15 protein-coding genes are annotated in these 19,681 nt (G+C 58.5%); 7 read left to right on the plus strand and 8 right to left on the minus strand.

The annotated features are described in order from the left end of the window. The first annotated feature begins 163 nt into the window (after nt 1-163). The 6 genes from dnaK (at nt 164) to JSS95_01860 (ending at nt 6,505) form a co-directional block, all read left to right on the plus strand. Nucleotides 164-2,074 (plus strand): molecular chaperone DnaK, encoded by a 1,911-nt coding sequence (gene dnaK, locus JSS95_01835; protein ID MBS1798545.1) that lies wholly within the window; start codon nt 164-166, stop codon nt 2,072-2,074. 254 nt (nt 2,075-2,328) lie between these two features. Further along, entirely contained in the window at nt 2,329-2,499 is a 171-nt protein-coding gene (locus JSS95_01840) for a hypothetical protein (GenBank protein MBS1798546.1), read from the plus strand. Nucleotides 2,500-2,623: 124 nt separating this feature from the next. Further along, the gene (locus JSS95_01845; GenBank protein ID MBS1798547.1) at nt 2,624-3,508 is read left to right on the plus strand and encodes an Fpg/Nei family DNA glycosylase; all 885 of its coding nucleotides are present in this window, start codon (nt 2,624-2,626) and stop codon (nt 3,506-3,508) included. An 86-nt stretch (nt 3,509-3,594) separates the two neighbouring features. Further along, on the plus strand, nt 3,595-4,812 hold the full coding sequence (locus JSS95_01850) for a J domain-containing protein (GenBank protein ID MBS1798548.1): 1,218 nt from the start codon (nt 3,595-3,597) through the stop codon (nt 4,810-4,812). A gap of 41 nt (nt 4,813-4,853) precedes the next feature. Next, entirely contained in the window at nt 4,854-5,258 is a 405-nt protein-coding gene (locus JSS95_01855) for a helix-turn-helix transcriptional regulator (protein MBS1798549.1), read from the plus strand. Nucleotides 5,259-5,317: 59 nt separating this feature from the next. Then, nucleotides 5,318-6,505: a glycosyltransferase gene (locus JSS95_01860; GenBank protein MBS1798550.1), complete on the plus strand. Its 1,188-nt coding sequence runs from the start codon at nt 5,318-5,320 to the stop codon at nt 6,503-6,505. Between the two features lie 210 nt (nt 6,506-6,715). On the opposite strand, the gene JSS95_01865 is transcribed toward JSS95_01860, so the two are convergent. Both JSS95_01865 and JSS95_01870 read right to left on the minus strand, forming a co-directional pair. Continuing rightward, nucleotides 6,716-8,557: a glycosyltransferase family 39 protein gene (locus JSS95_01865; GenBank protein ID MBS1798551.1), complete on the minus strand. Its 1,842-nt coding sequence runs from the start codon at nt 8,555-8,557 to the stop codon at nt 6,716-6,718. Nucleotides 8,558-8,687: 130 nt separating this feature from the next. Further along, nucleotides 8,688-10,574 (minus strand): glycosyltransferase family 39 protein, encoded by a 1,887-nt coding sequence (locus JSS95_01870; GenBank protein ID MBS1798552.1) that lies wholly within the window; start codon nt 10,572-10,574, stop codon nt 8,688-8,690. A gap of 167 nt (nt 10,575-10,741) precedes the next feature. Here JSS95_01870 and JSS95_01875 point away from each other — a divergent pair, with 167 nt between their 5' ends. After that, the gene (locus tag JSS95_01875; GenBank protein ID MBS1798553.1) at nt 10,742-12,307 is read left to right on the plus strand and encodes a Ppx/GppA family phosphatase; all 1,566 of its coding nucleotides are present in this window, start codon (nt 10,742-10,744) and stop codon (nt 12,305-12,307) included. Here the strand turns inward: JSS95_01875 and JSS95_01880 are convergent. From JSS95_01880 to JSS95_01905, 6 genes are all read right to left on the minus strand, one after another. Beyond that, nucleotides 12,259-12,795, minus strand: a complete 537-nt coding sequence (locus JSS95_01880) for a histidine phosphatase family protein (protein MBS1798554.1) — start codon at nt 12,793-12,795, stop codon at nt 12,259-12,261. The two genes, JSS95_01875 and JSS95_01880, sit on opposite strands and share 49 nt — an antisense overlap. Nucleotides 12,796-12,872: 77 nt before the next feature. Beyond that, nucleotides 12,873-14,069 (minus strand): hypothetical protein, encoded by a 1,197-nt coding sequence (locus JSS95_01885; protein MBS1798555.1) that lies wholly within the window; start codon nt 14,067-14,069, stop codon nt 12,873-12,875. Nucleotides 14,070-14,101: 32 nt separating this feature from the next. Further along, the gene (locus JSS95_01890) at nt 14,102-16,126 is read right to left on the minus strand and encodes a M1 family metallopeptidase (protein MBS1798556.1); all 2,025 of its coding nucleotides are present in this window, start codon (nt 16,124-16,126) and stop codon (nt 14,102-14,104) included. Between the two features lie 65 nt (nt 16,127-16,191). Continuing rightward, nucleotides 16,192-16,851, minus strand: coding sequence for a class I SAM-dependent methyltransferase (locus tag JSS95_01895; GenBank protein MBS1798557.1), 660 nt, complete (start codon nt 16,849-16,851; stop codon nt 16,192-16,194). After that, the gene (locus JSS95_01900) at nt 16,848-17,675 is read right to left on the minus strand and encodes a hypothetical protein (GenBank protein MBS1798558.1); all 828 of its coding nucleotides are present in this window, start codon (nt 17,673-17,675) and stop codon (nt 16,848-16,850) included. Before JSS95_01900 ends, JSS95_01895 begins: the two co-directional genes overlap by 4 nt. Before the next feature lie 51 nt (nt 17,676-17,726). Continuing rightward, nucleotides 17,727-19,646, minus strand: a complete 1,920-nt coding sequence (locus JSS95_01905) for a DUF1957 domain-containing protein (protein MBS1798559.1) — start codon at nt 19,644-19,646, stop codon at nt 17,727-17,729. Between the last annotated feature and the right edge of the window lie 35 nt (nt 19,647-19,681).

The raw sequence follows: 19,681 nt of genomic DNA on the forward strand, positions 1-19,681 counted from the left end.
GCTAAGGAATTGAGTCGGGGCAGTTTGCAGATAGTGCATCCTTCGTGAATTCGTTTACATCAGATAGATTGACAGTAAGTGACTCAAAGTGTGAAGATGGTCAGGTGAGTCGCATGATTCGACCCGGGTGGATGCCCGTGGTTTTGTAAGAGGGAGATAAGTGATGGGAAAGATTATTGGAATTGACCTCGGAACGACCAACTCGTGCGTCGCCGTGATGGAAGGCGGCGAGCCGAAGGTGATTCCGAATGAAGAAGGTGGGCGCACTACCCCTTCTATCGTCGCGTTTACGAAGAATGGTGAGCGTTTGGTCGGCCAGGTGGCAAAGCGCCAGGCGATTACGAATCCTGAGAACACGGTCTATTCGATCAAGCGCTTCATGGGTCGTCGTTTTGACGAAGTCAACGATGAGATGAAGATGGTTCCCTACAAGGTCGTCAAGCAGGGCGACCATGTGGCCGTGATGGCCCAGGGCAAGGAGTACACGGCGCCCGAGATCTCGGCGATGATCCTTCAGAAGCTGAAGAAGGCTGCCGAGGACTATCTTGGCACCAGCGTCACCGAGGCCGTCATTACGGTTCCCGCATATTTCAACGACGCGCAGCGCCAGGCGACCAAGGACGCGGGCAAGATTGCTGGCCTCGACGTCAAACGCATCGTCAACGAGCCGACTGCGGCTGCGTTGGCCTATGGCCTCGACAAGAAGAAGGATGAGACCATCGCCGTGTACGACTTTGGCGGCGGTACGTTCGACATTTCGATCCTCGAAGTCGGTGAAGGCGTGATTGAGGTGAAGTCGACCAACGGCGACACCCACCTTGGCGGCGACAATTTGGACCAGCGCATCGTGGACTGGCTCATCAAAGAGTTCAAGGACGAGACCGGTCTCGACCTGACGGCGAAGGGTAATGAGATGGCGCTGCAGCGTCTGAAGGACGCAGCCGAGCGCGCCAAGATCGAGCTTTCGACCGCGCAGGAGACCGAGATCAATCTGCCGTTCATCACGGCCGACGCCAGTGGGCCGAAGCACCTCGTCCGCAAGCTGACCCGCGCCAAGCTCGAGAGCCTGGTCGACGATCTGCTGCAGAAGTCGGTCGGTCCCTGCAAGCAGGCGCTGAAGGACGCAGGCGTGGACGCAAGCAAGATCGACGAAGTTGTTCTCGTCGGCGGACAGACTCGCATGCCCGCGATTCAGGAGCTGGTGAAGAAGCTCTTCGGCAAGGAGCCGCACAAGGGCGTCAACCCAGATGAGGTCGTCGCGATCGGCGCGGCGGTCCAGGCGGGCGTTCTGGCAGGCGATGTGAAGGACCTGCTTCTGCTTGACGTGACGCCACTGACCCTCTCAATTGAGACGATGGGCGGAGTCGCGACTTCGATGATCGCCCGCAACACGACGATCCCGACCAAGAAGACGGAGACCTTCTCGACGGCTGCCGACTCGCAGACCGAGGTTGAGGTGCACGTGCTTCAGGGCGAGCGTCCGATGGCGGCGCAGAATCGCACTCTGGGCAAGTTCAAGCTGAGCGGCATCCCGCCTGCACCGCGCGGCATCCCCCAGATCGAGGTGACCTTCGACATCGACGCCAACGGTATCCTGAACGTGACCGCGAAGGACAACGCCACCGGCAAGGACCAGAAGATCACAATCACCAGTTCTTCGGGTCTGAGCAAGGACGAGGTCGAGCGCATGGCCAAGGAGGCCGAGTCGCACGCCGCCGAGGACAAGGAGGCGCGCGACACGATCGAGGCCCGCAACGGTCTTGACTCGCTGGTCTACAACGTCGAGAAGATGCTCAAGGACGCCGGCGACAAGGTCTCCGGATCGGACAAGAGCGAGGTCGAATCGGCTCTCGAGGAAGCAAAGAAGACGCTTGGCGGAACTCCCGGTGCAAGTGAGCTGAATTCGGCCAAGGAGCGTCTAACCACAGTGAGCCACAAGCTCGCCGAGGCGATGTACAAGGCAAACGCGGCTGCCCCAAATGAGGCCACCGCTCAGGCCGCAACCCCGGAGGAGCCGAAGAAGGACGAAGGTGTTATCGACGCGGAGTATGTGGACGTCGACGATAAGAAGTAAGTCGAAGTCCACATCGGGAAACAGAGCAGAATCCATAACCGTGGAGTCTGCGTAGATGGAGTAAAAGAGGGGCGTTCCTCAGCGGGTGCCCCTCTTGCTTTACAGGGTCCGATGGATGGCATGACGTGTAGCATTGCGGCTTACTCCCAGGAAAGGTGTTGAACGTGAATAGCAGTAACCGAAGTGAAGAAGAAGTCTCCGATCTGTTGTGGCTAGAGGACCTGGAACTCAATCGATATACAGGAGGCAAGGCAATGACCGAGACGATGTGGAGATGCGATCAGGTTCGTGCAGGCCAGCTCTATAACCGAATGATGTTTGACACCAGGGAAGAGGCAGAGAGGTTTGCGCGCAAGATGCAGCAGATGGAGCCAGACCAGATGTTTTCGATCGAAGCCATCGAAGCGAAGCAGGTGTGGAACTGAGAGGGTGCTCTGTTTAGCAGGAGATACGCGTTATTAGATTCGGTGGGTGGTGAATTTCAGGCGACGGTAATTTCTGGTATTGACCAGTACCGTCGCCCGTTGTTTGTGTGGAGCGGAGAGACCGATGCCAGAGGGAAACGAGATTCATCGCTGGGCGGAGCGACATGCGGAGACATTTGCTGGTAAGACAGTTCGCGTGGATGGACCGCAGGGCCGCTTTACCGACTCGGATGCGATCGATGGCCGCAAGCTGGAGCGTGTTCACGCCGTGGGCAAGCATCTTGGCTATGACTTCGGCAAAGACAGAATTCTTCACATCCACCTTGGCTTGCAGGGCGATTTTACGGAGGGCTCGGGGCCGCTGCCAGAGGTCAAGGGCGCGCTTCGCCTGCGTATGTGGAACGCTGCCGCGATCAGGAAGCCCGCGGTACCCGGCGAGAGCAAGCGGCACGCTTGGTACTCGGAGGATGACGGCACCGGGCACCTCACACCGGAGCAGATCGCCTGGGTGGAGTTGCGTGGGCCCATGGACTGTTCGCTCTACTCGCAGGAGAAGTGGGATGCTCTCGTCAAAAAGCTCGGCCCCGATCCGCTGAACGGCGATGGGCCTGAAAAGATGCTCGCCAAGGTGGCAAAGAGCCGCAAGCCTATCGCAGAGCTGCTGATGGACCAGACGATGTTTGCGGGGATCGGCAATATCTTCCGTGCAGAGCTGTTGTACCGCGCGCGGCTGAGCCCTTTCCGTCTGGGTAAGGATGTCGATGAAAAGACGCTGCGCTCGATATGGAAGGACGCGGTCGCGCTGATGCCCGCGGCGATGATTGATCGGAGGATCGTGACCACGAAGCCGAAAGACCGTCCTCACAAGCGTGGCCAGGCATTGAAGGAAGAGGCGCACTACGTTTACCGGAGAAATGGCTTGCCGTGCTTCATCTGCGGGACAGTGGTGAAGAAGCAGGAGATGGCAGGGCGGAACCTGTTCTGGTGTCCTACCTGTCAGGCAGAATAAGGCTGAACGAATTTTCGAGGCGCAGATAACGCGCGCTGGTTGCAGAATAAAGAGAGAACAACGTAGCGCGAGAAGATCAGACGATTATGGCAACGACGAAAAAAGACTATTACGGAGTGCTTGGGGTCAAGAAGGGCGCGACGGCGGACGAGATCCGCAAGGCGTTTCGCAAGGCCGCGCGCAAGTACCACCCCGATGTGAATCCCGGCGACAAGAAGGCCGAGGAAAAGTTCAAGGAGATCTCCGAGGCGAACGACGTCCTGAGCGACGAAAAGAAGCGGAAGATCTACGACCAGTTCGGCTTCTACTCGGACAACATCGACCCGGCAGCTGCTGAAGCAGCGGCTCGAGGAGGCTATGGCAGCGGTTTTGGAGGCCATGCGGGCGGAGGGCAGGAGGTCCCGTTCGACTTTAGCGGATTTGACTTCTCCGATTTTCAAGGCGGCGGAGGAAGGCGCGAACAGGCGAGCGGCGGTGGCGGAGGCTTCCGCGACATCTTCAACCAGATGTTTTCCGGCGGGCGTAACACGGCATCGCGAGGTCCGCAACCCGGCACGGATCTCGAGTATCAGGTCAGTGTGGACTTCTGGACGGCAATTCGTGGCGGTGTGACGCGGCTGGAGATTCAGCGCCAGGAGATGTGCCCCACGTGCAAAGGCAAATCGACGACCGGCGGAAGCACGGAATGCCCGGAGTGCCACGGTTCGGGGCAGGTGACGCAGATGGGCGGCAGGATGAAGTTCAACATCCAGTGCCCGCGTTGCGGAGGCTCCGGCAAGGTGCAGAATACGTGCCCTACCTGTGGCGGCGAAGGCGTGATTACGAAGACGGAGCAACTGGAGTTTCGTATCAAGCCGGGCACGCGCGACGGTCAGAGGATTCGCCTTGCAGGGAAGGGAAATGCTGGAACGAATGGTGGCCAGGCGGGCGACCTCTTCCTCATCATCAAGGCAGGGACAAATCCGGTGTTTACGCGGACGGGCGACGATATCTATGTGACTGTTCCGGTAACTGTGGCTGAAGCGGCATTGGGCGCGAAGATCGATGTCCCGACGATCGACACGCATGAAGGCGGAGGCCGGACGCAGTTGAAGATCCCACCGGGGACGCAGACGGGCCAGAAGCTGCGACTGCGCGAGAAGGGGGTGCCTTCGGCGGTGCAAGAAGGCAAGCGCGGCGACCAGATCGTCGAGGTGAAGATCGTCGTGCCGAAGGTGCAGGATGAACGGTCCAAGGAGATATTGCGCGAGTTGGCAAAGTTGAATCCCGAAGACCCGCGCGAGGAGATATTTGCAAAGGCGTAAGCTCAGGGATAGAGAAAGGATCGAAAGAAGGTTTCTCCACGATGGCGACGAAGCGCAAGAGCAAAGGAGCTTACATGATCTCGGCGGTTGCCGAGATGTACCAGATTCATCCGCAGACATTGCGCCTGTATGAGCGTGAGGGGTTGCTGCGGCCGTCGCGCAGCGAGGGAAACACCCGCCTCTACACCGATGAAGACCTCGAGCGGCTTGAGTTTATTCTGAACCTGGCGCGCGATCTTGGCGTGAACATCGCGGGGATTGGCGTGATCCTGCAGATGCGCGAGCGCATGGAGGAGATGAACCGTCAGATGCAGGGGTTTGTCGACTACGTGCGGACGGAGATGTTGTCGCGGATGCAGCAGCAACAGCAGGCATCGTCGGCGGGGCTGGTTCCGATGCGCAGGTCGATGGTGACTCCACCGGCCGTTCCTCTGAAGAAGCGATAGCGTTTCGTAATAGACTTAAGGTTTGTGAGTCGCTTTTTGCGGCTCCACTTAAGGCTGAAATGAATGTATTGCTCCATGTCCTGTTCTGGGTTGCGCTTGCGGGCACAATCACCTCTTCCATCTACTGCCTGATGGTACTGGCTGCCGCTGTGCGCTTCGGCGTTCACCGTCGCCGTGAAGAGGCTGCGGCAGCGGTCTCCAGCTTTCTTCCTCCAGTCAGCGTGCTGAAGCCACTGCACGGGACTGAAGACGGTATGGAACGCAATCTCGAAACCTTCTTCGAGCAGGACTATCCGGAGTTTGAGCTGCTCTTCTGCGCGCGTCACGATGCCGATGCCGGCCTTCAGCTTGCGCGCAAGGTTGGTGAGCGCTACCCGCATGTCGACGCCAAGTACCTGACCTGTGGTGAGCCTCCGCCGCAGTTTCATAATGCGAAGGTCTTCTCGCTGGCGAAGCTAGATTCCGTGGCACGTCACCCGCTTTACATCACGAGCGACGCCGATGTCCGCGTAACGCCGGATTATCTGCGGAAGATGGTGCAGAACCTGAAGGATCCCCATGTAGGTCTGGCGTCGAGCGTGTATCTCGGTACGGTGCATCGAGGACATGCGGCTGGATTGTCGTCCCAGGTGGACGCGGTAGGAAAGAGTGTTGAGATGACCTCGGGCGTGATCGTTGCGGACATGCTCGAAGGCACAAAGTTTGCGCTTGGCGTGACGATGGCAGTGCGCAGGCAATCCTTCGTTGACGCCGGTGGCTTTGAGGAGCTTGGCCAGTTTTATGCGGACGACTTTGTGCTGGGCAATCGCCTGGCTGCGCGCGGCACTGGAGTGCGGCTGGCGACGCATGTGATACGGCTGCTGGTGGAAGATACCCCGTTCGGGCTCTCTTTCCGCAACCAATTGCGCTGGATGCAGAGTACGCGGCGGTCGCGTCCGTGGGGACATCTCGGCACGGGGCTTACGTTCGCTCTTCCTTTTGGGTTGATGGGTCTGCTGTGGGGGCTTCTCAGCGGCCACGCACTGCTCGGTCTGGCATGGCTGGCGGCGATGGTCGCAAACCGCTGGTTGCAGGCCGGTGCGGTCCTTCGAGTCATGGGCGATTCGGATTGGATATACGGCATGCTTATCTACCCATTACGCGATCTGCTTGGCAGCATCTTGTGGCTTGGCAGTTACGGCGGCGACCGCTTTTACTATCGCGGGCAGACGTATCGCCTGCGTGAAGGCGGCCGCGTGGAGCGCTGAACGGCGTTCCTTCGCGCTTAACTGGAGAATTTTCCCTTGAGGTGTAGTTCATCTCCGTGAACGTGTGTCGCGCTTTGAGTGCACTGGTTGATCTTCGGCCTGTAAGCCCAGGCCTTCGGCCCAGGCTGGTATGTTGGCGGGCCTTCGGCCCTGAAAGCAAGAACTACACCTATGAGGACATGCTCAAGGAGCATCGCATTCCCAGTCGCGTCAGTGGTTGGAGAGCACAGTCTTGCCGCCGGCTGAGGCAATCGAATGGACTTCGCCATACGGTGCTAGATAGCGCGAGCGTCTTATGGGGTCAGAGGTGAAAAGAAAAACCCTGCCACTGCTGCCCCAAAGCTGGCGTAACGTCTCTTCGCTTTCGAAGATGTGCGGCGAGTCGGGCCAAAGCCCACCATACCAGAGACCGTTCACGTTGCCGTTGATCAGGTGGAGCTGATGGCGCGTGTAGAAGATAAGCGAAGAGCCGGAGGTAAGCTCTCCGTCGAGAATGATCTGGTCTTCGGGTTTGATCCCCGCCTGGTTGATTGAGAGAGCAAGGCCTTTTGAACCGATGATGGGATAGAAGCGGGCGAGCCCTTCATGCGCAGCCATCAGGGTAACGCTCATCGCGGCACCGAGCATGATGTTTGCGGCGTAGTTCAGATTGCGCTTACGCAACGCGTAGCTTCCCAGACCGATTGCGAACATGCTGACGGCCACCGCGCTAAGAGGGCCGCGGAAGAGTCCCATCGCTGCACCCGTGAGGTCGAAGAGATGACCGAGCGAGAGGTTATAGAACTCAGGGTTTGCAGCGAGGAGCGAAGCAATGTCAGCGCCCGCTTTGGGATGCGGCGCCGTGATCGCAAAGTAACCACAGACGACTGCGATAAGCGTGGTGAGCGGCACGAGGAACCACAATGACCATGTGAGCGCGTTACGTTTGGCGGAGATATCGCTGGGCCTGTGTCCATCTGCGCGTGCCAGCAGACCTGCGGCCATCAGCGCCAGCGCGGGCAGGGCAGGCAGATTGTAGTACTCCTGCCGGCTCGACAGGGTGAAGAAGCCGAGCACGAGCGCGGCCCACAGCAGCAGGGACAATGCGGTTTCATGCTGCTGCGCGGTGACGGAAGCCCGTTTGCGGAGGGCGCGGATATGGTCTCGAATCGCAGGAAATAGAAACGCAGTCCAAGGCATAATCCATAGTGCGCTGAGCAGCCAGAAGAGCGGTATCGGGACCTGGCCGTAGTCGTGCGGAATGCGTCGGCCGAGGAAGCGGGCGATGTGCTCGTTGTAGAGATAGAACCACGCCCAGCCGCCGTGCGCGGGAAGTCCCATACCGGATGGTAGTGAAATGGGCGGTGTGCGCAGAGCGGCAAGAATGTGCCACGGTGCTGCGATGGCGAGGAAGACGGCGGTGCTCGCGAGCAGGTGAAGTTTGAAGAGCAGGCGAAGCTGACGGGTGATCGCAAGGTATGCAAGAACGAAGCCGATGGGAAAGACGAGCCCGATCAACCCTTTTGTCAGTACGTTGAGCGCCATGACTGCGGCAAAGCCGGTTGCGGGAAGCAGCGTGGAGCGATGGTCGCGGATGCGATCGAGAGAGATGAGGAAGAGATGCACACCCAGCGTCATCCACAATGCAAGCAGGATGTCGGGGATGTAGAAGCGGGTGTAGAGATATGGCCCGATGCTGGTTGCCATGGCGAGGGCAGCGTAGAAGCCGCCACGATCCGGAGCATTGGCGGGAGAGGATGCACGAAACAATCGGATGCCCAGCGCATATACAGAGAGCAGCAGCGCCAACATGCCGAGCGCCAATGGAAGACGCGCGACCCAATCATACGCCCCAAAGACGCGCATGGAGGCGGCGGCCATCCAGTACATCAATGGAGGCTTGTCGAAGAAGCGCACACCGTTGATATAGGGCGTCACAAAGTCGTGCCGGACCAGCATCTCTCGCGCGATCTCTGTGTAGATCGAGTCGACGTCGTCGAGCAGGCCCGGAGTAAATAGCCCGCCTATCTGGAGCAGCAGCCATGCAATGACGATGATGAGGATCGAACGCAGGTCCCATTGGTGGGGATGCGAGTCGTAAGACGAAGCTGTCGCAGCTTCAGCGGCAGGAGCGTGAGTGACGGCGAATTGGGTTGAAGTATCCAAAGCTATGTCGTGGTTGCGCGTTGATCTGGAGAAGGCCTTAACGGTCGAGGGGGCGATCGGTGAAGAGCGCCTTGCCTGAGGTCTCCTTGAGAAGGGTTTTGTGATTGCCGAGCAGCTTGTCGACTTCGTCTCGCTTTTCGAGGGGGACGAAGAGGATCTTACGCTCCCCGATTCCCCATATGCTCAATAGATCGTTGTGTGTGAGAAAAATGTGCGGGGCGTCAGGGAATGTAGATCCAAAGAGCATTGAAGTGGAGCGCCCATCGACCAGGAAAACATTGTGACCAAGGTAGAAGGCTATCGACGAGCCGTAGGACTGATCTCCGTAGAGCAACACCTCGCTTGAGCGCGAGACGGAGCCGTCATCCTCAAGCTGTTGAATTTTCGCAGCTAGATTGGCGGATGACAACATGGGAGCGAAGCGAATGAGCGCTATGTGAGCCGCGATCAGAAAGACGGCGCTGGTGAATGCGATTGCCGTGGTTGCAGCGAGATGCCTTCGGGCGATGCGCAGTCGCCAAGCGATGGGGGGCCCGAAGGCAAAGGCGATGGCAGCCAGCGATGCCGGGAGCCGCAATGCTGCAAAGCTGGGTCCGGTGAGATCGAAGAAGTGCGACATCGAGAGGGTGTAGTCTCCCACGCCGCGGTGGGCCAGCATTTCGCCGATATCGGGGACGAAAGGAAGTCTGCGCGAGCTCCAAAGACCATAAACGAGTGCTGTTGCAATGATGACGCCTGCGACGGTATAGACCGCATGTGCAAAGGCTACCCATCGCCTGGATATGGGGTCGTCTTCGTAGCGGCACTCGGCGTTTGCAAGAGCGGCCATGGTAAGCGCCAGAAGAGCAAGGTAAGCAGGGAAGGTGTAGTACTCCTGGTTGGTGGAGAGGGAGAAGAAGACCAGAATGAGCGCTGCGAACAGGAACAAGATGAGAGCTGTTTTTCTGGCGAACGGTGCGGCGGTCAGGTTCCTTCTGCGCGACTTCCATTGGATGACGGCAGCAGGCGCGAAGAGGCTCCAGGGGAAGAGCCAGACGAGGTGCAGGCTCCAGAAGAGGTAGCCCGGCAGCTTGTTGTAGTCCTTTGGATAGCGCTTGCCGAGGAAGCGAAGGAAGTGCTCATTGACGAAATAGAACCAGAAGAAGCCGTGGCCGTTCATGCCTCCGGTGTTCCTGAGTCCGGCAAGGATGTGCCATGGGGCAGCTATGGCGAGAAAGAGAAGAAGGCCGCTGAATGGCTTCAACTCGCGCCATCTTTTGTAGTCGCCGGTTAGCGCGAGATAGGCGATCGCGGTGCCGAAGAAGAAGACCAATGCGACGAGACCCTTGGTGAGCACGGCGAGGGCGAGTACGGTCCACATCCCGTATGCGTACCGGATGGGCTTGACCGTTTCGCGTTCGAGCACGCATAGCAGACAGTAGAGGGCTGTCGACAGAAACAGAGACAGCAGGACCTCGGGGATATAGATGCGCGTGAAGAGAAAGACCCCGGCAGAGGTGAGAACCGCAAGTCCTGTGTAGAAGGCCGTGCGGTTGCCCCAGGCACGGCGGGTCCAGTGATAACCCAGCAGCGCCAGCAGTAAGACACCGATTGCCTGCGGAAGGTGCGCGGCGAAGGTATTGAAGCCAAAGATGCGGAAGCTGAGGGCGTCGAGCCAGTAGGGCAGGGGAGCTTTTTCCAGGTACCGTATGCCGTTGACGGTGAGCGTAACAAGATCGCCAGAGGTGACCATGTGCCGCGCGGCGTTCGCGTGCGTAGCGTCTGCGTCGTCGAGCAGCGGCGGAGCAAAGATGGAGGCGAAGAAGATGGCTAGCCACAACCCAGTCAGCGTCAGCAGTGCAACAGAACGGCGTGGTCCTTCGCCTGGAGCCGATTGGCGTTGAATAGAATCGTGCGAGATGGAGCTTATGGGCGGGCTGGTCATTATGGAGACGGCTTATTCAAGGATAAACGGGAAATCGATTATCGAAGCCTATTGTCGTAAATGCTTGTGTTCGAAGTTCTGTACTGGCGATGGCAGGAGAAAAACAGGGCAATGGATGTATCTTGCTTGTGGCAGAGACTTTTCCTGTGTGAGGTGTTGAAGACGCGATGCCGACCTTTGCGGCCATTGATATCGGATCGAACTCGTGTCGACTTAAGATTGCGTCGGTTCAGCAGCATCGTCTGAAAACGCTGTATGAGGACCGCGAGGTCACGCGCCTGGGAGAGAGCGTCTTTCAGACGGGCGTTATCTCGCCGGAAGCCATGGCAGCGACGATTCGCGCGCTGAAGCGTTTTCACAAAGCTGTGCAGATGCATGTTGTCGATAAGGTTCGCGTCGTGGCTACCAGCGCTATGCGCGATGCGCGCAATGCGGAGGCATTCACGGAGTGGGTCCTCTCGGCAACAGGCTGGAACGTCGAGGTAATCTCCGGTCTGGAGGAGGGCCGCCTGATCCATCTTGGTGTGGTGACGCATGAGGTGGGTGCCCGCGGCCGATGTGTCTTGATCGACCTTGGCGGAGGGAGCTGCGAGATTACCGTCTCCGATAAAGGACGCATCAAGTCGACGGTCAGCCTGCCGCTTGGAGCAGTACGGCTTCAGCAGGAGTTTCTGCAGGTCGACCCTCCGCCGAAGGATGATATAGCGCGGCTGAAACAATATATCGATCGAGAGTTAAAGAAGGCTGAACGTAAGATTGGCGCGCCTCGTGCGGCGCTGGTGATTGCGACTTCAGGCACGGCCTCGGCGCTGGCCGAGGCGAGCGGTTACGCGCGCAGGAAGAGTGCAGGCGGCAGAAAGACGCTTCAGAAAAAGCGGCTGGAACATGTCGGCTCGATGACTGCCGACGCAGGGGAGGTTCGCGCACTGGCCGACCGCATGGCAAAGATGCGCAACGAACAGAGAGAGGCGGTCCCCGGCATCGGGCCGCGCCGTTCGGAGATCATCGTAGGCGGAGCGTTTGTCTACGCCAGCCTTATGGAACGGCTTGGCCTGAAGTCCTTCCGCTATTCGTCGCTGGGTCTTCGCGATGGAATACTTGCGCAGATGCTGAGCGATGTGGATCTGCGCGCATCGGTGCATCAGAAGATCGAGAGCGAGCGCTGGTCGGGAGTGCTTGAAGTCTGCGACCGATACGCCATTGAACTGCGGCGCGTGGAGCCAGTGCGGCAACACGTGGTTGAGCTATTCGACTCCCTTGCGCGCGTCCACGAGTTGCCCGATGAGTACAAGCTGTGGCTTGAGTCGGCAGCGATGATGCAGGAGGTTGGCAAGTTCGTGAACCACCAGGGACATCATCGCCATGCGCAGTACATTATTGCGAACTCCGAGATTTTTGGCTTTTCGCCGGAGCAGCGAGCAATCGTCAGTGCCCTGGCGCGGTATTTGGGGAAGACACGGCCTGACCCCATGGATCGTATTCTACGAGGGGTTCCTGTTGAAGATCATCCGCATATTATTCGGGCAGTTGTCCTGCTTCGCCTGGCGGTTGCGCTCAATCAGGATCGCGCGAGCGCCGTCGTGAGGATTCGCACGCATGTTTATCCGAAACGCGTCCTGCTGGAGATCGTGCCTGGCCGTGGAGGCGCCGAACTGGAAGCATGGTCGCTCAAGAAAGAGGCTGCTTACTTCCGTGAGATTTTTCGACGCGAACTCTTCGTTGAGGTTGTATAAAGCGCGCGGATCGTGCGCGCATCCAGCAGCCACTGCATTGTGGCCGGTGCGCGCACATACGACAGCCGAGCCAGCGACCCTTTACGCATCCTGATTTGCGGTTGCGAGGTTGCGGATGGCGATACCAGCAGCGATGCAAGAAACTGCGGCAGGTTTGGGTTGTGGCCAACGACCAGCAGGTTCTCGTAGTTGCGGCATTCTGAGAGCAGGCGCTGGAAGTCGCGATAACTAGCCTCTGGCGCAAGCGCCTTCGAGATAAGTATCTTGCTCTCGTAGCCCGTTTCGGTACCCACAAGCGAAGCCGTCTGAATGCTGCGCTTGAGCGGACTGGACACGACGAGGTCGAACTGAATGTTCAGTGCATTCAGCGTGTGCGCCAGAAGAAGACAATGGCGCTTGCCATCTTTATCGAGCGGGCGCTTGACGTCGAGAAGAGGATTGGCGCGTCGAACTCCAGCAGAGGCGTGCCGTAGAACAAATAGATTCATAAGCAGGAGCTTTATTTTAGTGCAATCGGTGTAAATCTTTGTAAATCGAGGCAGACAGGCGCAAATATAAAAAATGTTTAGCCCGGCGGTTTCTGCGGGTCGTGGTGAAAGACTCCAGGATCTGGTTCATCTAACGACGGTGCGGCAGGCTCGGGATTCGGGATCGGGTCGGGCATGTTGGCCGTCTGTTCGCCAGCGGTTGCGCGCGTGAGTGTGTCGTCTGTTGATAGAGGCGCTGGATAGAGCGGAGTCAGCGGATCGGGGTTGTAGATCATCTCGATATGATGCGGACGATCAGGAAGAGGAGGCGGGGCGGGCGGTTGTGTAGCGGGCTTTGCCGATCGAGCAGCAAACGGAATTGCAGGTCTCTCTCGAAGAAAGGGGAGCGGGTGTTGAATGACCAGCGACACTTCCGCGCCACGCTGCCAGAAGCGCGTGAAGAGCATCGCCATCAGACCGAGTTGTGACACCAGAAACATGGGCCACGCATGCGGTTGTGCGAGCATGTGCATTGCAGTGCGCGCAGAAAAAAACGCGGCTGCTGCCCCCATGATCGCCAGCAGAAGAAACACAAGCCATGCGCGGAAGAAGTGTTGCCTAAGCAGCCGGAAGGCTGGTTCAAGTGTGCGCCGGACTCGGCGGTCGGGCCGGCTATTGCGCTCGTGTTCGACTGCAAGCTGCACCGTGTACGCTTCAACCAGATCGAAGTAGAGTCTGAGCAGCGATGCAGCAAGCAGAACGACCAGCATTCCTGCCAGCCTGAGCAGCAAGGATGTCCTGCCGACGAAGTTGTCATCGATAAGCGCAGACCAATGCCCCTGCAACACCACGAATGGGCCGAGCAGGAACAGTGCGGCCAGAAGCGTGAGGAGCGCAATTCGCACAAAGCGCCAGAAGTAGATGACTCCCTGGCGAAGGAGTGTGCTGAGATGTGCGCGTGTTCGTGTGATGTAACAGAACAGCGTTCCCGGTACCAGCAAGAGGTAGAGCAGCAAATAAGCAGGAACCGCGCCGTGGCTGGTCAGCGCGAGTGCCTGTCCTGCTGGACCTTCGTGCACCCGCATGGCGGCATCGACCGCAGTTCCAACATCGAAGCCCGAGGAGAGGCGCTGTGCGGCCAGTGAATGGTCGAGGATATTTGAGAGGCCGATCTTAAGCGGATAGCAGAATCCAAGCGCAAGCACGAGGCTGAAGAGATACGTCCAAAGAAACGCCGGCAACCGCCGCAATGCTAGACCCAGGCCGTGAAGAAGAATGCTGCGGGTTCGTGGCATGTGAGTGGAAGCCTTTCAGTTGCCGAAGATTTTTATACCACCCATGCAAGGAGCTGTTGGCCCAGTTGTTGCAAGGCAAGCCAGATTGCAGAAAGCTTTCGCGCGGGGAGTGGGTTTGGATGCGTGGTGAAGCTATTGTTAAAGACATTGCGATCGAGCGGAATGAGATGGCCGGGATCAATCTCCACCGATGTGATTTTGCTGTTGCGTGTATAGGTAAAGCGAGTCCAGCGGTCCACTCCATCCCAGCGCTCGTGCACGCGGGAGCCGTCATCGAAGATCACATCGGCGGTGACGGGCAGAATGAAATCTCCCTTACGCCGAAGATAAACGGTGGAGAGATACTGCTTGCTGCCTGGACTCACCGGATCGGACCAGGCGCTATCGACAGCGTAATCCAGCATCTGTGTTCCGTAGACCGCCTGGTCGAAGAAGGGCCGAAGACTTGAATGGATCGCGGGCAGGGATGAGGTCTCGGGCATTCCGTTGACATTCAGTGGAGGCGGGCCGTTCAGAGATATTGCGTCGTTGGATGCCGTGGCTTTCCCATTGCGTACCGCGACCTCTTCCACGGTGCGCAGGAAGTCTTCCGTCGTAGGGTGCTTGAAGCGGAAGCGCTGGAAGTAGGTGCGCATGGCCTCGTTCATGGTGTCGCGCCCGATCAGGCCTTCGAGCGTTGCCAGCAGAGTCGACGACTTGCCGTAGGTGACGGCGCCGTATGAGGTGATATTGCGGAACTTCCACCCCACGCGCGTTACCGGATCGAAGTCGGGAGAGAGCAGATATTGAAGGCGTTGCAGCGAAGCGTCGCCCATGTTGGCATAGCGTTGGTTGATGACTGACCGATTGCTGCCGGAGATGTCTGCCAGCGTCGTGACCTCGGTAAAGCTGTTGATTCCCTCGTCCAGCCACGGCTCCTCAAACTCGTTGCTTGCCACCATGCCATACCAGTACTGGTGGCCGAACTCGTGATTGACCGTAAGCTCTGGCATGTTGAAGACGCCCGTCCATGTACCGTCGCCGGTCACGAGCGTGGGATATTCCATCCCCGCTATCTCCGAGCCGGGCTCAGGATCGACGACGGTGAGGATCTTGTACGGATAAGGCCCATAGCGCCGTTCAAACGCTGCGAGTGAAGACCGCGTGATATCGAGATAGCGTTGACCGATGCCCGGATGAGCGGCCAGCGCGAGGATATGAATCTGTACGGGGCCAAGCGAGGAGAGGTAGATAGAATCGGTGACGACAAAGTTCGGGCTGGCGGCGAACGCGAAGTCGTGAATGTCTTCGCCGACGAAGGTGAGCGTCTTCGTTCCGTCGGCATTCGGTTGTTGCGCGGTGGGAACGCCGCTGGCACCCACTGTGTAGTTGCGAGGCACAGTCAGCCGTACGTTGTACGTACCGAAGTCGGAGAAGAACTCCGTGGTGGCATGGTACTGGTGGCAGTTCCACGCCCCATGCGAGAAGACCCCGATCTTGGGGAACCACTGTCCGCCCATGATGAAGTCGCGCTTATAACCATTGCGCGCGACGGATTCGGGAAACCGATCGTGGAAGACAAAGTGAAAGGTGACAGAGTCGTTGGGAGCGAGAGGGCGCGGAAGCGTGATCTCCACAACCGTGTGGTCCTGAGCATTGCCATCGTCGGGCGCGGTGAAGCGCATGGCCGATGTGAGGTCGCCGTAGCCATCGGCGTCGACCCGCGAGACGGTAATTCCGCCGATCTTCTCCCTGGCGTAATCGCTATCGATGCTTCCGCGAACGCCGCCGCCAGCGCGAGTCTCTGCGCTAAATGTCGACTCCGGGCGAAAGGCATTCAGATAAAGATGAAATGGAAATATGGCAAGCGGCTGGCCGGAAAGGTTGCGGTATGTCAGCGACTCGGTGGCGTCCAGCGTCTTTCTGATCGTATCCAGACGCGCATCGATGGTATAGGCGACCACGCGCTCCGAAAGTGGAGCGCCGTTAGGAGAGTTGGTAGCGATGCTCTGCGCGCCCATGGCGAGCGGACTGAGAACGAGGATGATGGCAGCGATCGAAGGTCCCTGCATACGCATTTGTCGTTTCATTCCATGTGATGCCAAAAAGATAAGCCGTGTCGGGCGGTCTTCGCTACAAGGTTCTATGGAGCCCCGTCTGCGCCATTCTGCCACACCTCGGTGATCAGCATTCCAGCAAGCAGGAGTTGCCTGTCCACACACACGAAGCCCGCATCGCTCATGGCTGTTGTATGGTCGGGCAACCGCGTCGTTCTCAGTCCGGTCAGGATGCGAAAGCACAGGTAGAGTCCCCGAACGTAGAGCCATGCGGGCAGCCGCAGACGGCCTTCAGGAACCCTGAGGTCTGAGACAACATATAGCGCACGGGGGGCAAGCAGAGGCTTCGCGCGTTGCACAAGATCGAGAAGCTCATCCTGCGTCAGACAGTCGAGAAAAAAATGTGCTGCTACCAAATCGTATGGTTCGTCTGCTTTGGGAAGTGCCTGCCGGGCATCGGCTTGCAGTATCCGGAATCTGTTGCTGTAGGGGTTGCACCTCTTGCTGAGGAGCGCGAGCATGGTGGCGCTGGTATCGACAGCAGTGGCATGCAACTGCGGATTGGCGCGGAGCAGCTTGGCCAAAAAACGTCCATCGCCATCGCCCAGGACCAACGCATTGCGGCAGGCTTTGAGCTGCGGAAGAAAGTGCTCGCGTGTGCGTTCCAGCATGCGCCCAAGAGTGAGATATTCGAGCGCGCGGTACGGTCGTGCGATCCAGTCGAAATCTGCCTGTTTTTCTGTCATAGCAACCCCGCCAGAAGCGCCGGCGTCAGCAGGACAAAGTCCGCGATGGCGCGCAAAGTCAAGGCATCGAGCCGCCCACGCTCTCGATGAAGCGACACCAGGGCAAATGCAGAGAGAGCGATGGCGGTCGATATGGGCCAGAGCGTGTGGCGATGCAGAAGGGCGACCACCGCGCTTGCAGTCCCTACCGCGGCGGCAAGGGAAGAGAGGTGGCGCAATGCAGCTGCGGTTAGAGCATGCGGTTGTTGTTGTGCGGCTCTCGAAGGATGCTCCCACGCATAGATAAACAGGCAGTTCAGGCTGCAAAGCGCTGCGAAGAGCAACGCGGAAGGCAGCAGTGTACCCCTGAGGTTTGGCTGGCGTGCAACCGTTGGAATAAAGACCGCCGCAGCGAAGCAGATGCCGACAGCAATCTCCTTCGGGAGCCTGTGCGCGCTGCTGGTTGCGTGAATGACGACGAAGTAGCCGAAGACCAGCCCGCCGAGAACGAGATACAGCCTGATTGCCTCTATCGGAATGCGTGGAAGAAGCAGCGCCAGCACGATTGATGCAATCGCTATCCCGGTTAGGAAGGCGTTGCGATGGCGATAGTGGAAGTGATGACGCGCCTCAAGCGCGTCCGTATGCGACGTCGCCTGTCCGTCGAGCAGACGGTCGGCGGCATACAACATCCAAACGGCTGCAGCCATTGCCAGCAGAGAGCTTACGTTTAGATGAATATGGTTGACGCGGGTGATGAACCAGGTCCACAGCGTGGCTACCGTCGGAGCGTCCAACGACAGCAGGTGCCAGAGGTGGAGCGGAGATTTCTTCTTACCAGCCACCTATCCATTTTAGGGAATCGTGTCATCGATGCCCCATCGGAATGGAGATAACTACAGGCCCGAAGTTGTCAGCGTAGGATTTGCCGCGACGGCCGACTGCGATGGAGCTGCTTCGCGCGTCTGTTTCGCGCCAGCAGCCCACAAACGCGGATCAATGTCGGGGAAGACATTGTCTCGCCTCTCGATCTCGATCAGCCGCTCTTCTTCGCCCGGTGATAGCTGGCCATTCGCTTCAAACGCCTGCCAGATGGCCTTGACCTCGTTGAACTGGTCCTTATGGGTCGTGAAGCGTGCCTCTGCATAATCGCGGGCCGCTCCAGTCGTAATCAGGAACTGCCAGTCCGAAGACTCCAGCAACAGTAACTCGCGGCAAAGCTGCTTCACGATGCGTGTCCCCAGGGCCGACTCCAGCCATGCTCCTGCAGTTGCAACTTCGCGCGTGTACAGCTCGGCAGGGTAGATGTAGGTGTAGGTCCAGCTTGTGTCCGGATTCATCCAGACCTCGTTGTGACCTCCCGCTCCCCATGATCCTTCCTGCAGAGCAATAAAGCCTGCTCGAGGATAGAGATCCAGATACTCGCTGCATGAGATCAGTTGAATGCCGGTGTCATACTGGTGCAGTGTCCGCGCGATCGCCTCCAGCCAAAGGGCCCCTTCAAACCACCAGTGACCAAACAACTCGGCATCGAACGGCGAGCAGAGGATTGGCGGAATGGCATCGTTGAAGCCCGACTTCAATGCCTCGTAGACAAGATGAACGAAGTGCGATGCGTGCGATTTGACGCGCTCCGCAGCCTCCTGCGGGTAGTAGGGCTGCTTGTCACCCATGTCTACCTTTGAACCGGTGACGCGCCAGTAGCGATGACCTCCTGGCCAGCGCTTCTTGTGGAAGTCCAGGTAAACGCCATCGCCCGGATAGCCTGAGTCCCCCGACCAGACCTGGACGCCGGTGCGCGGATCGCGCGGAAAGATCGTCGTTGCGTATCGCTTATCGTAAGGCCCGTCGACGTAGTAGGGCTGGTACAGAGAACGATGGCCGGTATGCGTCATGGCGATCGTCTGCTCATCGGTCGGCACGGCCCCGTTCAGCAGTTCGTAAGGTGAAGGGACGCGATTGCCTTCTTCAACCAGGTGCGTGTCGACGAAGAAGAACTCGATGTCGGACTCCGACAGCGCCTGCTCCACGCCGATGCGGTCGAACCCAGGGGCCTTGCCGCCGTCTGCGAATGGCACCGGGTAACTCCAGAAGCCTGCTGGACGATAGCCGCACTCCGGTGCCCAGATGCCCCGAGGGTGCTTGCCGATGTGGCGTATGTGGGTCTTCACTGCGGTGCGAATCTGTGCGCGTACGCTCTCGTCTGTCCCGAGCAGGGGCATGAACCCATGCGTCGCCCCGCAGGTGATGATGTCAATCAGTCCAATGTCATTGAAGTGACGGAACCCTGCGATGATGTTGCCGTCAAGGGCGCGGAAGTCCTCAAGCGCCTGAGAAAAAAAGCGGTGCCAGAAGCGTGCCGTCTCCGCAAGATGCGCTTCGCCAGCTTGCAGGAAGTAGGCTTCATCCTCGCGTGCGGCGACGATCTTGCGTGTCAGATACTTTGGGAACTCCGTGATAAAGACTGGGTGCGAGAGTTGTTCCAGCAGAATGGGAGAGAGATTCAGATTGCACTGGAAACGGATCCCGTCGCGTTCCAGATTTCCCAGCACGCGCAGCAGCGGCAGATAGGTCTCGGCGGCTGCCTCATGCAGCCATTCCATCCCATGCGGCCACGTTCCGTGATTCACGACATAAGGCAGATGCGCGTGCAGCGTGAATGTCAGATATCCAGATGGGCGTTTTGCCGCGTTCAATGATGCTTTGGTCAAAACCAACACCTCAAGCCGTTTCGGCCGGTGAGACTGCTTGGACTGCTCCGAACTGCTATATCGTTCGCCTGTTGAGATGTGCGTGGCTGAGAGTCTACCACCCATTTTCTCAGACGACGAACTCTGCAATTTACGGTGGC

The sequence above is a fragment of the Acidobacteriota bacterium genome (assembly GCA_018268895.1).
Taxonomy (GTDB): Bacteria; Acidobacteriota; Terriglobia; order Terriglobales; family Acidobacteriaceae; genus Edaphobacter.

Coding starts and splice junctions, on each gene's coding strand:
- JSS95_01875 (MBS1798553.1), top strand. CDS start 10,742: ATGCCGACCTTTGCGGCCATTGATATCGGATCGAACTCGTGTCGACTT.
- JSS95_01855 (MBS1798549.1), top strand. CDS start 4,854: ATGGCGACGAAGCGCAAGAGCAAAGGAGCTTACATGATCTCGGCGGTT.
- JSS95_01870 (MBS1798552.1), bottom strand. CDS start 10,574: ATGACCAGCCCGCCCATAAGCTCCATCTCGCACGATTCTATTCAACGC.
- JSS95_01845 (MBS1798547.1), top strand. CDS start 2,624: ATGCCAGAGGGAAACGAGATTCATCGCTGGGCGGAGCGACATGCGGAG.
- JSS95_01905 (MBS1798559.1), bottom strand. CDS start 19,646: ATGGGTGGTAGACTCTCAGCCACGCACATCTCAACAGGCGAACGATAT.
- JSS95_01890 (MBS1798556.1), bottom strand. CDS start 16,126: ATGCGTATGCAGGGACCTTCGATCGCTGCCATCATCCTCGTTCTCAGT.
- dnaK (MBS1798545.1), top strand. CDS start 164: ATGGGAAAGATTATTGGAATTGACCTCGGAACGACCAACTCGTGCGTC.
- JSS95_01895 (MBS1798557.1), bottom strand. CDS start 16,851: ATGACAGAAAAACAGGCAGATTTCGACTGGATCGCACGACCGTACCGC.
- JSS95_01880 (MBS1798554.1), bottom strand. CDS start 12,795: ATGAATCTATTTGTTCTACGGCACGCCTCTGCTGGAGTTCGACGCGCC.
- JSS95_01850 (MBS1798548.1), top strand. CDS start 3,595: ATGGCAACGACGAAAAAAGACTATTACGGAGTGCTTGGGGTCAAGAAG.
- JSS95_01860 (MBS1798550.1), top strand. CDS start 5,318: ATGAATGTATTGCTCCATGTCCTGTTCTGGGTTGCGCTTGCGGGCACA.
- JSS95_01885 (MBS1798555.1), bottom strand. CDS start 14,069: ATGCCACGAACCCGCAGCATTCTTCTTCACGGCCTGGGTCTAGCATTG.
- JSS95_01840 (MBS1798546.1), top strand. CDS start 2,329: ATGACCGAGACGATGTGGAGATGCGATCAGGTTCGTGCAGGCCAGCTC.